The organism is Paenibacillus sp. FSL A5-0031 (assembly GCF_001956295.1).
Classification (GTDB): Bacteria; Bacillota; Bacilli; order Paenibacillales; family Paenibacillaceae; genus Pristimantibacillus.
The window spans coordinates 1-14,002 of the sequence record NZ_MRTD01000032.1; the positions used below are offsets into that span (position 1 = coordinate 1).

The 14,002-nt window shown below is 36.7% G+C and carries 11 protein-coding genes; 3 read left to right on the top strand and 8 right to left on the bottom strand.

Going from position 1 to position 14,002, the window contains the following annotated elements:
- The 4 genes from BK120_RS35060 to BK120_RS32460 all read right to left on the bottom strand — a co-directional run.
- Positions 1–411: discoidin domain-containing protein (locus tag BK120_RS35060; protein ID WP_144376911.1), on the bottom strand; the 411-nt coding region annotated here is incomplete at its 3' end.
- Positions 338–1,060, bottom strand: coding sequence for an InlB B-repeat-containing protein (locus BK120_RS32450; protein WP_076271607.1), 723 nt, complete (start codon positions 1,058–1,060; stop codon positions 338–340). The genes BK120_RS35060 and BK120_RS32450, both read right to left, overlap by 74 nt.
- A 418-nt stretch (positions 1,061–1,478) precedes the next feature.
- Positions 1,479–3,218 (bottom strand): ABC-F family ATP-binding cassette domain-containing protein, encoded by a 1,740-nt coding sequence (locus BK120_RS32455; RefSeq protein WP_076271608.1) that lies wholly within the window; start codon positions 3,216–3,218, stop codon positions 1,479–1,481.
- Between the two features lie 380 nt (positions 3,219–3,598).
- On the bottom strand, positions 3,599–6,739 hold the full coding sequence (locus BK120_RS32460; protein ID WP_076271636.1) for a hybrid sensor histidine kinase/response regulator: 3,141 nt from the start codon (positions 6,737–6,739) through the stop codon (positions 3,599–3,601).
- Positions 6,740–7,625: 886 nt separating this feature from the next.
- Here BK120_RS32460 and BK120_RS32465 point away from each other — a divergent pair.
- Positions 7,626–8,000 carry a hypothetical protein gene (locus tag BK120_RS32465; RefSeq protein WP_144376913.1) on the top strand — a complete coding sequence of 125 codons (375 nt, stop codon included), beginning with the start codon at positions 7,626–7,628 and terminating at the stop codon, positions 7,998–8,000.
- 360 nt (positions 8,001–8,360) lie between these two features.
- On the opposite strand, the gene BK120_RS32470 is transcribed toward BK120_RS32465, so the two are convergent.
- Positions 8,361–9,053 (bottom strand): hypothetical protein, encoded by a 693-nt coding sequence (locus tag BK120_RS32470; RefSeq protein WP_076271610.1) that lies wholly within the window; start codon positions 9,051–9,053, stop codon positions 8,361–8,363.
- Positions 9,054–9,796: 743 nt separating this feature from the next.
- Between BK120_RS32470 and BK120_RS32475 the strand changes: the two genes are divergently transcribed.
- On the top strand, positions 9,797–10,456 hold the full coding sequence (locus BK120_RS32475) for a hypothetical protein (RefSeq protein WP_076271611.1): 660 nt from the start codon (positions 9,797–9,799) through the stop codon (positions 10,454–10,456).
- Between the two features lie 474 nt (positions 10,457–10,930).
- Positions 10,931–11,110, top strand: a complete 180-nt coding sequence (locus BK120_RS35635; protein WP_179089945.1) for a hypothetical protein — start codon at positions 10,931–10,933, stop codon at positions 11,108–11,110.
- Positions 11,111–11,349: 239 nt separating this feature from the next.
- On the opposite strand, the gene BK120_RS32485 is transcribed toward BK120_RS35635, so the two are convergent.
- The 3 genes from BK120_RS32485 to BK120_RS32495 all read right to left on the bottom strand — a co-directional run bounded on the left by BK120_RS32485 (position 11,350) and on the right by BK120_RS32495 (position 13,810).
- Positions 11,350–12,102 carry a hypothetical protein gene (locus tag BK120_RS32485; protein WP_076271613.1) on the bottom strand — a complete coding sequence of 251 codons (753 nt, stop codon included), beginning with the start codon at positions 12,100–12,102 and terminating at the stop codon, positions 11,350–11,352.
- 233 nt (positions 12,103–12,335) lie between these two features.
- The gene (locus BK120_RS32490) at positions 12,336–13,385 is read right to left on the bottom strand and encodes a protein kinase domain-containing protein (RefSeq protein WP_076271614.1); all 1,050 of its coding nucleotides are present in this window, start codon (positions 13,383–13,385) and stop codon (positions 12,336–12,338) included.
- Positions 13,382–13,810, bottom strand: a complete 429-nt coding sequence (locus tag BK120_RS32495; RefSeq protein WP_076271615.1) for a hypothetical protein — start codon at positions 13,808–13,810, stop codon at positions 13,382–13,384. Before BK120_RS32495 ends, BK120_RS32490 begins: the two co-directional genes overlap by 4 nt.
- Positions 13,811–14,002 lie beyond the last annotated feature (192 nt).

The window sequence follows — 14,002 nt, forward strand, 5'->3', positions numbered from 1 at the left end:
GATCTGCAGCCAACGGTTGCTAGACAAGGAGCACCATTTGCTGTCATTGGTTACGCTGCCGTCCACGGCTTTGGCCGCCGTCTGCAAGGCGTTGCACGTGCTGTCCGTCTTCGCGGGTTTATTTAATGCCAAGTTTTGACGCTCATATATCTCGAACTCATATATTCTTGCCGAAGAATCTGAAGTTTGTGTAGGCGTCGTGACATTCAATCTGATGTACCTTGCCTGCGCATCCAGTATATTGTCTACCGTAACGCCGCTTGTATTATTGGTTACGTTGACTATCGTTTTCCAGTTGGTACCATCGGTACTGACCTGGATATTATATGCCTTCGTGTTATAGGAGGTTGGCTCTCCGCCTTCCGATGCGCAGCCAACGGTTGCTAGACAAGGAGCACCATTTGCTGTCATTGGTTACGCTGCCGTCCACGGCTTTGGCCGCATTTTGCGAGGCGATACACGTGCTTCCGACCGTCACAGGGCTATTTAACGCTAAGTTCGGAGAACTCACCGTTATCGTGTACGTTACCTTATTCGCACCCGTTTGCGCGGTTACGATGATCTTCATGCCCGTCGCGAGTGTCGTCGCTTTCGTTATTCCGTCTGCATTGTAGATCTCGAACGATGCATTCGCTGACGGCGTGATTGCGGCCTTTAACGCGGCTAGCTTTACGTCACTTCCGACAATAATCGTCTCATTTACCGTCCCGCCGACGCTCACCTTACCGATCGACGAAGTCAATGTAGCTGTCCCGCACTGCGCGTCTGCACTTGTGGCCGCCCATTTCGCATACAGCGTTAGGTCATTATTGATTAAATCTGACGTATTGTAGGCTTTCGTCAGCGCACTATCGTAGAACCAGCCCTCGAAGCTATTGCACGCCTTCACCGGAGTTTGTTGAAAAAACACCTTACCTCCGGGTGACACAAATTCAGGGGGAATCGTTGATCCGCCGTTCGTATTATAAGTCACGACCAATTGGGTGTTGCCTTGTTGATCTAATCCGGCAAATGACGAAGATCCGAATGTCAGTAACGAAACGATAATTGCCGCCACCATCAAGTAACCTCTTATCCTCGTTATAATCCTTTTCTTTCCCTGACTAAGATCTGACCCTTCCATCAAACGTGCCCCTTTCTCCTGCCCTAATAGTTAACGCTTTGAAACTGCGAGCTCTCCCGCAAAAGTATCCCATAGCGCTTCGTTCGTACAACATCGTACAGTGCCTTTAACTGGCATGGCATGAGGAGGCTGGGGCTTATTCAACCATACGGCTGTTGCATCATTCATCATCTTATTCACAATACGCGAAAGAATGTTTGTTTATCGTTACTTCTGCTTTAATAAGGTCGGAATTACGCTACCTTCCTAATTTTGACCACGGCAAGAGCTATCAAGAAATCAATACACTAAAAAGACACTGAGATTCTATTCATCAGTGTCTTTTTTACTGCATTGATATTTTTCCATCAAGATTTTAAAGCAACTTAATCAGCTCTTCTAGCTCATCAACCAATACTTTTGCAAGTTCAAAATTAGTATCTTTCAAAGCCAATTCTATTTTCATTTCAACTGATTTTTTATTTTGTTCAGCTTCTAGATAGCCTTTATCAAAATGACTAGCATAAATCATCTGTCTAAATTCTGGCATACTCATTTTTTTAATCGACTTATCGTCAATGATTAAAACATAATCCATACCATTTACAACAGTATAGAAATCGTGAGAAATCATGAGAATCGCGCCTTTATAGTCTTCAATGGCTTTCTCCAGTGCGATTTGTGTATAGGTGTCTAAATGGCTTGTCGGTTCATCAAGAAGCAATACGTTTGCTTTACTGGCTGAAACTTTAGCTATTTGAAGCAAGTTTTTTTCTCCACCAGATAAAGCTTCTATCTTTTGATTAACGATTTCTCCTTCAAAACCATAGTTTGAAAGATACAATCTAACCTCATCATACGTTTTAAACCCAGCATCGATGAATTCTTCTAGTATGGTATTAGAATCCTTTAGCATTTCGCCTTGAATCTGACTTAAATAAGCCACTTTAACATCAGTATTTATTTCAATTGATTCATGATTATTTTTAAAGATATCTCTGAGTAAGGTCGTTTTCCCGGTACCGTTCGCACCAATAATGGCTACTTTATCAGTAGATTTTATCTCAAAGTTAACATTGTCTAAAAGCAACTCATCAAAGGCAACACTATAATTATTAACATTAACAACAATGGTGTCTTCAATTTCATTATTAATACCAAAACTAATATTCGGTTGCTTAATAGCAACAAATGGCATTTTAATTCTACGCGCTTCCAATCTTTCTTGAAACCTAACTCTAGCTTTTAACGCTTTCCCTCTAGATGCATGTGAATTATAAGTTGCGATAACTCTAAGATTAACGATTGTTTTATCGTTTCTCTTAATTTCTTCATCATCAGCGATTGCGAGTTCTTGCAACTCAACTTTAGTCTGAAGTAATGAGAAGTTATAATCAATATATCGCCCATCAAACTCTTGGATTTCCGTGTTTTCAAGGTGTATAATTTTGTTGAAACAATGATTCAATAGATATCGGTTGTGCGTAACAACTAGCAGTATTCCTTTGTGAGAATTAATAAGATTTTTAAGCGCATTTAGGTTTTCAAAGTCTAAAAATACATCTGGTTCGTCCATAATCATTAAGTCTGGACTATTAAGCATTTCCTTCATCACTTGAATAAGTTTGAATTCTCCACCACTCAGGTCAGATACCCTAATATCTTTTAGCTTCATGAGGTTTGCTTGATTTAGTTTCTTATTAATGTTGCTTTCAAAATCATCCCCACCGATTGCATCAAATGCGTCTAAAGCTAATTGATACTGTTCTAATAACGAATCAATATCCGATGATGTTTCCATTTCAGTACAAATAGATGTTATTTCATTTTGTATCTTAATAAATTTTTCCCCTATATATTCAAAAACTGTTGTTTCTTTCGTTTTGTCTAGTTGTGAGAATTGACTTACATACCCTATTTTGCAAGTCGGATCTATTTCTAATATGCCCTCGAACATATATCTTTCTGGATCCATCAGTATATCTATCAATGTACTTTTCCCACTGCCACTTGTTCCTATAAAAGCGCAATGTTGTGCCTCTTCTAACGTAAATGAAATGTTATTATATAGTTCTTTTTGCGGAAATGAGAAGGATAAGTTATCAACTTTTATCATAGTATTACCTTTCTTATAACTAAAATAGTGACTATTATTAGATTTATTGCAAAACATAGATTTTGAGTTTACCTTTGTTAGAGTAACACTGTTTACAATCAACTACAATTGATTTGTATTCCCATCCCTGGGCGGGGGTCAAAGTTCCATGCTACCTCCTCAACTGTCCTTATAAAAGCGCCGGAATGAACTCGACTTTGATCTCTGCCGGTTGTAAATGTACCTTATTCATCATATCTCGCTCCTTGATCAAATAATGATAAGGCGTGAATACCTCCTGACGAATAGCCAACGGAGTTACTTATGATACGGTTCAGCTTAACGGGTCTATCGGCGAACATTACTAAAGGAGCAGCCAAGGATGCTCCTCTTTAAATCACTTATTTATCACCTAGGCTAGCTTTATCCCCGCTATTCAACCTGTTATATACATGAAAAGTAACCTTTGTCCCTATACCTAATGTACTTTTGATATGAAGTCCTGTTCCGAAGTGCCGTTTTAATCGCTGATCCGTATTTATCAATCCGACACCTGAACTATTTGCTTTTCTTTCTAATATTCGTTGCAATTGAACTTCGTCCATTCCAACCCCATCGTCTTCAACGGTTATCTCTACATGCGTCTCATAGACAGAAATCCGAATAAAAATCTTTCCCCCACGAATGCGCTTCATAACACCATGTATTATCGCATTTTCAACGAGAGGCTGGATCGTAATAAATGGGACTTTTATTTCCTCGCAGCCATCTATCTCCCAAATAACCTGTAACCTTTCTTCAAACCGAACCTTTTCAATATATAGATAAGAACGCACCAGACTTAGCTCCTCTTCGATCGGAACAAGCCCATCCATATTTTGAAATTTAAATTTATTCCTCAGATAATTGCTGAACTCATTGAGCAAATTGCGCATCTTATCCAAATTAATATCGCTTAGAGCTGTTACAGCATTCAACGCATTAAATAAAAAATGAGGCTGGATTTGCGCTTGCAGCCATGCAGCTTCTAATCGCAGTTGTTCCCGAACAGAATGTTTAATCGTAGTTAGCGCCTCGATTCGCGATTTTATTTCTATTGCTTCCACTGGCTTCGTCACATAATCGTTAGCCCCCGCAATAAAACCGCTCTGAATGTCTTTCGGTTGGCTTCTTGCGGTAAGGAGCAATACAGGGAGCTCCGTGAGTGTAAACCGCTCGCGGATCAAACGCGTCAGCTCATAACCGGACATCTGTGGCATCATGATATCGGAGATGACCAGATCCCATTCCTTTGTATCCAGTAAAGCCAACGCTTCTTTACCGCTCGTTGCCATCGTTACCTCATATTCGTCTGGCGGTAGTATGGATTCAAGCACTTGAAGATTGATAGGATCATCATCAACAATTAATAGGTGCGGACGATCGTGATCCATTTTTAGTAAAGTTGGTTGTTTCGCAGCTTGCGGGATTCCCACTTTGTCCAAATCGACCGAGGAGGCAATTTCTTGAATCGCCATAGATTGTAACGTATATGGTTTGATTGAGTTGGATACATCATTTTCTTCTTCCGCTTTCAAGTCTGCTAGCTTTAATGAAAACGTAAATGTTGAGCCTTCTCCTAAAGCAGAGGACACATCTAACGCACCTCCATGAAGCTCAACCAGTTGCTTGCTTATACTTAAACCTAACCCAAAGCCACCTTCAATCATGGTCTCACTCGCGCTCGCTTGCTCGTATGGGCGGAATAGGCGCTTAAGCATGTCCTCGTCCATTCCGATTCCGGTATCGGTAATAACGATATAAGCTCGTCCATCCTTTGCAAAAGCTTGAATCGAAACAACCCCATCATTCGTATATTTCACTGCATTATGAAGTAAATTGAACACGATTTGGATCACCCTATTCTCATCCGCAATTACTGGAGGGAAATCTTCCGAAATCTGATTTGCAATTTGGACAGACTTTACTTCTGCATTAAATTGCAGCATATTCATTACTCCGGTTACGATTGACTGGATAAATACGGCTCTTTTCTGAAGACGCGGATTGCCTTCCCGTAAACTCATCACATCAATCAAATCGTTCAATATCAATGTCAACCGACGTCCTACGGATAATACCGTTTCGAGCTCCTTAATGCTCCGTTCCTGCAATAAATGCTGTTCCCTTTTTAAAACGGATTGTGACATGTTAAGCATGCTATGCAGCGGATTTTTAAATTCATGCGATGTGTTTGCCAGAAATTGATCCTTATGGTCATTCATTCTTTGCAAGGTTGCAGCAAGCTCTTTGGTGTTCGAATGCATGATAAAGTATCGCTTAAACCATTCAGAGGCTAAACAACCCATCGCAATAATCATATCGAACGGATAGTAGACAAGACTCAAACTACTATCTATCAAGATAAACGACCAAAGAGAATGGTTCATCAACGCAAGTAAAGAGAAAAGCAGTAAAAGATTGCTCTTTAAACCTTTGATTACTTTTTTAAACATTGTAATCAACGTGATAATTGCAGCAATACCAATTAATAGATAATAAACGGGAAAGAGCATAATCACTTGAGATGGATCTAAAAACAAAGTGATGCCGACAGTCCCTAGATTCATTACTTTATAGACAGGGTACATCCTACGCCAATATGGAAGCTCGCGATGATTCGTACACTCGAGCAAAGCATAGGCTGCCATAATGAGAGCAATATTCGTTATCCGAAAATCCCAAACACTTCCAATATAAAATATTTGGTGGAACAACTTCTCATCAACACTAAATACACTCGTGATCGTTACACATAATGCAAGCAAACTGAAATAAAGCAGCTTCATTTCCTTATTTCCTAGTAAATACAAAATAAGTGCATAGACTGCATGCATAATAAATATAATCGCTGCCAAAAACTGCATGGAAACGGAAGCTTTCATCTCTTTGGCAATGGCTTCTTCTGAACCAAATTTAATGGATCGGACAATGCCCCCGCTTCGACCATCCACATAATTTGCCGCTTGAATGACGAGTTCGATTACACCGTTTTCGTCTGCTGTAAAGGTTGTAGAATAAGGTAGGTCCTTCGAAATATATTCATCCTTTGTTGTCGCCACCTGTCCGGATTTAGTTAGCAATCGACCGTTTACATATAATTCTGATGCAGTGCGTACGCTGAGTACACGAATACTATAATTAAGGTTCTTTGCCGGGTCTACATAAAGACGCAAACGATAAGAACCATACCCGTATGGAGATGGCTTGTCAGCATGCAAAGCTTCACTCCATCCTCCCGGTACCTGAATATGCATTGGCGCATTATCACCTAACAATTGTTTCCGACTAGCATCTATTAACCATTGCGAGGGATAAAACTCCCATTCCCCATCAAGTAAGAGAATACTACCATCTTCTGCATTCCAATTGCGCAAATCGATTTGCCCATTATGAATTGACGCCTGTTTTGAATCATGAAACGTTCCCATCCATAAAATGCGCAAACCGGTTAAAACAACTAATATCATCACTAGCAATAATATAATATAGCTCTTTTTCATTTGATATTTGGATGAGTGAGTTTCCAAGAAGTATTTCTCCCCTAGTCATTTTCTTTTAAGACATTTAGTAAAGACTTTTCCATAACTTACCACAGTAAACATAGCAGAGAAACGGACGAGAGAGATGTCTTTATGTCTATTATATAGCAATACATACTTGGAGAATTTTAGTTATTCAATTCGGATAAAAAAAGAATGAACAAGGCATGTCATTCGACGATATTGATATTTCGCAGGCTGTTTTCGCCCTATTTGTGATACGGTTCACCGCAGTTAATCTTCAAATCTAGATGTTGAATTTTTGTTGAATTTCCCTTAACAACTTTCATTTGTTGATTCAATGTAACTCTTTGCTCGAGTATTTCAAAAAATTGTAATACTGCATAAATGAAGACAATCTACACGATGTAAATACTTTTTGAAGTTGGTAATTGATTTCGTGTTGACCTTCGAACCATTAAAAATACACCACCAAGGTATACAAACCGCATAGTGATGTATTCAAACTTTATATACTGCTATGTATCTTTACGCTTTTACTCGTCCCCCACCGCAACCGGATTCCCACTATTAGAACTCCAATCATTCCAGCTGTCAGATTACACTGGATATTTACCACAAGGGGCTCGCTTTCACTAACCTATGCACTCATTGGGTACCTGAACGGCGAATCGCTGTAAAGCCAAGCATATATAAGAGGTTGCCCAAGATAGGTAACCTCCTTTTAATAGAACAAAATTCCGATAAAAATAGACATACAATTCAAAATTCTAAATATAGTTACTTCTGCTAAATGATGATATATCCACTGCGAGAGCTCTCTGCAAAGGTACATACCCTTTTCGGCCGGATCGGGTAAGATGAACCTTACCAGAATGAATGTATTATGAAGAAGATATTTTCACTAGTTATGGTCATCGGTTTGCTGCTCGGGATCGCTTCCCAAGCGAGCGCGGCCAATGGGGTTTATGTGTCTAACCCGTATCCGAATAGCTTCGGCGCGGTTCCGAATTATATCGGTATTACGAAGCCGACCGGAGGTTACCAGTACGAGTTCCGAATACAGGAGATAAACAACGGATCAAGGACCTACTATTCGGGTTTGCTCAACGTGCCGACCAGCGGATACGACATTCATCATACGTTAACAAATAGTACAAAGCTCTTGCTGTCAGGCGGAACTTACAATATTGATGCATCGGTTTATTACCGTTGGGGGACTCTCATCGGCAGGGATGTAGTCAAGGTTACTTTCCTATAATTACGTAAGTACTTTCAAGGCAAATGTCAGAACGGCGTTATTGACTTGAGGTTGAATTCGGATATAAACAATAAGCCGCCATGACCCTCGGGCTACATGGCGGCTTATTTGTCGTTAAGCTACTGTTATACCTTCCTTGGGTTTGCTTCGTCCCCCACCGCAACCGGATTCCCCTCCACAGAACTCCAATCGCTCCAGCTGTCAGATTTGTTTTGAAACTGATTTGTAATAAATTATTAATTACATAAATATAAAAAGTTTTGAAAAGTCAAAGGAATAGTGATGTTTTCGTGTCCCAATTTCCCCTTCCTCGACTTTTACTGTTGGGACATAGTGGGCTTTATTCCTCCCATTACAATATTATTTTGATTTGACTATTTCATTTTCACTATCAATCTTGTCTATTAGGTATCTTAATCCTAGATATCCAATTCCAACATACGAAAGAAAAGGTGTGAGAGCTTCTCTGAATGACGTACCAAATAGCCCTGCAGTAATACACCCTGAACAAAATAAATAAAATGAAATTCTAGCCTTTGCTAACTTAAGCGAAATATTATTTCTAGAAATATGGAACATGAAATATAACATTGTGAACAAGGACATTGACAAAAATAGTATATTCAAAAACAGAATACTCCAATTAATAGTAATGCCGACAAATAAGCTTGAAAACATTAAAAGCAACCCACTTAGCATAATTGTAAGAAAAAATGTAAAGATAGTAAGACCATAAAGATAGGACGAATGGCTAAAGGTATTGAGAAAAGCGCTAACATCGTCACTATTTTTTCTTATGAATTTAGGTGGTCTTATCCAATATGACTTAAATGAAATTAAAAATAACATGAAAAATATTAACATTCCAAAGACACTCCCAAACAATTTCATCATATACTGATTTTTACCAATAATCACATATAAGATGATCATAATTACAATTAATATATATAAAATGTCTGCGATTCTTGTTGCTGTAAATCTGCCTTTCTGTAAAAACCAATTATAATAATTAATTATCCTATCAAAGAAATTACTAAATCTTTCTTTCATGATCTTCTCCTCTCTTTAAGCATAATAGACGGGTTCCATAGATTGCATAATTTTACAACATGCTTTATTATTTTATCAAGTCTAAAGGTTAATTCATAACTTAGGTAATCTTCCTCTACTGCCCTGACCTCCTCAAATTACTCCCTTAAATATCTCTAAAATTTAAATTCATTTTCGATATAACAGGAAATACACCTATATATATCCGCGTAGAGCACTTACGTGAATCATTTCTTGCGATACAAGAACAGAATCGAGCGTTATATGAATATAGTGTAATGGGTAGTTAAAGACTAACCTTATTCTGCTTATAACTTTCATTAATATCCTTAATAACATCTATCCAAGACCCTTATAAACATGTTGAATTCGAATCTTACAAAAAAACCTTTACTTTATCAGACAACACGAAGTAGAGGCCGGAACAGCCACTCGCATGAGGTGGGACTGCCGGCCTTTCTTTTTTTATATTGAGAGGTTTGTAAAATTTAATGAAGAGCATAAAAACGTACACTAATTGTAAATTTATAACACCACAACGGCTAGAAGAATAATTTTCTACTAGACATTGTGACCTCCTCATAGCTAAAATTCCACATACATTTTTTTCGTTTATAACAGTCATCGGATTGAATGTCAGCATTTTTTTCCCTTTTTTGTAGATAGCTTTAACTATTCAATAAAATTGCAAAATGGTATAGTTAATATATGGAAACTGAAGGCGTTAGCATTGAGGTGATAAATTGAAAGAGAGATTTGTTGATTTTTTTCAAGATTATGGAGTTGCAATTCAAACGATAACTTCTTTCATTCTACTCGTTGTCACCATCACTTATGTGGTTGCAACATTTAAAATGATTCATACTTCACAAAAGACTTTTTTAAGACCAACAAAGATTGATAGAAGCAAAGATACAAATATATCGGTAAAAAATTATGGTCCGGGAACAGCAATAAATATAAAATTTTTCATGGAAAGTCACTCTATTAAGAAAGAATTAACAGATAACTACAATTATACAGCTGCATATATTCTTGAGATCTTTAAAGAACATTATATTGAATTAGAAAGCGATAATTTTGAAATTGAACCAAACAAAACAATTATATTCAAACTAACTGATGAAAATATCAAGATTGGAAACAAGGTGCTGCTGTATTGGGAATCAATTTCAGGAGAAAAACTAATTTTTGAATATCATCTAGTTATTCCCAGCGTGGGTGCGATAAAGATTTTAGGCTATAAGAAAATCAAAATTAAAAGTATTAGAAACGCTATATTAAATCCTATTCAGTTTACTTCAAAATTTTTAGAGCGAGCATTACCTCTCGCCCCGTATGACGAACAATTAAAACATGAAAAGATGAAAGTCGAAAAAGAAAATACAAAATGGCTTATTTAGAACTTTTTAAATAACTCATGTTTATTGTAAGAATTGACCACATGTTAACTCTCTGTTGATCTGCTCTTAAAACAACAAATATTCATGACTCACATCCGTACTATATCCTCAAGCATAAATGTATTTATTAATAATTAGACTGGCAAGCCACTCAAAAGAGGAGGGCTGCCGACCTTTTTTTGTACATACAAAGGGATGTACGATGTATCACATGCTCGGTTCGACCATTAATGGAAGTATTTTCAACAGCTGTATGTTGATTCCGTATTGACTCTAAAAATAAAAAATACATCACACAGAGTATTCAGCCCACATGACGATGTACTCAAATCTTAGACACTGCTATAATTCTCGCAGCTCTTACTTTTCCCCCGTAGCAACCGGGTTGCTAGAGTCAGAACTCCAATCGCTCCAGCTGTCATCTGTCTTATGAAAATGGTTTCAAGCAAGGCAAATCGAGTCGAGTACAGACACATGATCGAGAGTAATGAACTTGCTTTTAACGTGTTGCTTAATTACATGTACGCAGCTGAGAGAGAAACACCCTTGCTCAAGGTCGCCGTCACCAAACTCAGATTGATTTGCACGCCAGCACCAATAGTTCAGAGAGCGAGAAATGTAGGCGGCGCAGAAGGTTACAGCGTTACAGCCTAAAGTGGCCGAGTTGCGCGGAGCGCCGGAGCGCCGGAGCCGCCGACCTGTCAGAGACAGCCGACAAGCAGAATTGGGGATTCAGACCCTTTCTGTGTAAAAGTCTTGACCTTCATATTTCTTTAATTAACTACATGTCCTGGAACTGAGCTCGGTACACGGGAATTTACCTGTACAGGGTTGCTCAGATATCTCCAATTAGGCCAAGGAGGGATTGAAAACGATACTATTGGAAAATAATACTATGTAAAATCTTTTGATTCATATGGCTTAACTCCTAAAGGAGTAATTAAATATTGTGGTTTGTTAAGCGTAATGATCTTATTCCCTTCTTTTTTAAAGCAACTATTAGAATAGTTTTTTAACCAAAGTAATTTCGAATCAATTCCCAGATCATTGGTCAGTTCCTTATTAACTATCTGGTCATGAATAGAAGATAGAATTTCAAAAGGAGATTCATTGAATGCTTTTCCTACGCAATCAAGATTATTAATAGGATCAATATAAACTAAACCGTCAAAATCTCGTTTATATAAGGAACCATTTAACTCTGAGTAATAGTTAGTATCATCTACAACAATTCTAGGGTAAATTGAAAACTTACTTTCGATTTTATATGCTTTGACTAAAGCGGGTCCAAACACAACATTTTCATCGTGGTAAAGCTCTCCTGTAGTTATACCTCCTCTTAATAAAATTCCTTTAGTCAGAAGCGAGAGATATAAAAAGATACAATCACGAATCAATAAAAATTCAGACTCCCTATTATCATTAATATACGATATAACAATGTTATCAGAAAAAACTGATACTTGAGGCGATAATTCATCAACACCATTTTCTGGGATAATGTTTTTCATATCACGCATAATCGTCAGTGATTCATAAATACTTTTTAATATCGTATTATGTTTTCCGGATTTATTTATCAAATCACTAAAACCTAAAATGTCTATAAATGCTACATTTCGTATAGAATAATTTATACTCTTCATATCTATATCTCCCTAAATGATTTCATATACGTTCTGTAGATTCCTGAACCTGCAAAAGCAGTTTATCAGCAGCGCCCACTTTGTTATCCTTCTCTTCTTCTGACAGATGGCGTATACCGAAGCATAAATCTGTTGTTATGTGAAGTAATCAACTTCCTGATAGAGTCTCATAAAGCTTGCTTTATATAAAAAGACTCTATTTACTATTAATTAGTAAGAAGAGTCAGAAATTCCTATATAGTTTGGAAGTACTTATTTAATTCAACTGTAGAACTTGCATTACTAACTTGACGTGATCTTAGGACTGAGTGTTTATAAATTTTAAATTCTGTGTCTACTTGAACTACTCGATATTTATTCTTTTTCCATTCTTTGCAGAAATAATCACCTGTTGTATTATCCTTTGTCCAATCAGGTATTTCTCCCTTAAGTCTAGTTAATTCTTTATAAAATTCATCGAGTGTTCTATATCTAAGCTTTATGGCATTATTAATTACTCTCTTTAACTTAGTACAATAAATAGGTTCCTGAGGGACGATAGTTAATAACTTACCCGAAGTTACCAATTTTTTAATTTGTTTTTCAGCGTCTTGTTGCTTACTTGAAGACACTTCACTTTTCTTTAGCATACTAGCATAAAAATCCTGTTCTAATGGAAATGCACCATTAATTAACTGATACATTATTACTCCAACTTGATAAATGTCAGATTTCACTGAGTAGATAGACTTATTATATATTTCGGATGATCGATACAGGTGGGGTATCGGGTCGTTATGATGTACTTTACTGTTTGTTGCCTTAACAGATCCTAAATCTATAATTATTGGTTTTATTCCATCATAAATAATATTCTCTAGTTTTAAATCTCTGTGTACAAGACCAAGATTATGAATTTCATTTAGTCCAATTAATATTTCCATTGCAATATCAAGTGTCTGTCTTAATGAAATATTATTAAGTCCACAAACTTTATCTAACGTGTTACCTTCAAGATACTCTGTTACTATTACTAACTGTGATTCTGTTTTTGCATCAAAAAATGCATCATAGACACTAACAATATTTCTTTTATCTTTTAAATTTATAAGAGCATCTACTTCAGACTGTATTGATTGGCCTTCATCCCATGGGTTAGGAATAAATTTTACAAATACTTTCTTTTTGAAGTTTTCATGATAACCCTGAAAAGAAACACCTGATCCTTCGTCAATACGCCTTTCCAATTTAATATTTCTTTCATTCAAAAAAATTTCTTGATACATTGAGATTTCACTATTCATATTAAACCCTCAATTAAAAGGTATGCTATAACTTGTTGTATCTTAGAAGCATATTTAGTTTCATTCAATGATACCCACAATGAATTATCTGGTAATTCTTTATATTTCTTTTTAGTTTTCTGTGTTTTTATTTTTGATAGTTTATCAAACAGATTAAGATCAAAAATAACTAGTTCAATTATTCCTTCTGATTTAACTCTTTCAGCAGATGGACTTCTTTGTCCATTAGAGGCAACTTCCATTATTATTTTAGAAATATCTTTTTGTCTACTAATAAATAATTGAAGATAATTATATAAAGCACGTAATGATTCCCCATTATCATTAGGTAGAACAAACTTTTCAGTTACTACTGATTTATCTTGAGTATTAAAAATAGAGAGATACGTTTCTTTTGAACTTACTGAAAAACTAAGAATATACATCTCATGCCTCCTAAATCAAGGTTGTTAATTTTTACCTAGGTTTAAGTTTAACATAAAAAGAACAACATTTATCAACATTCGAACAGTTATTACTTAAACGTTCCCTTCCAATTAGTTAAAGCATCTTTATTCATAGAATGATTAAGATCTCAAAGACCAATTTCGTACGTACCCAGGTAAAGGCTACCACAA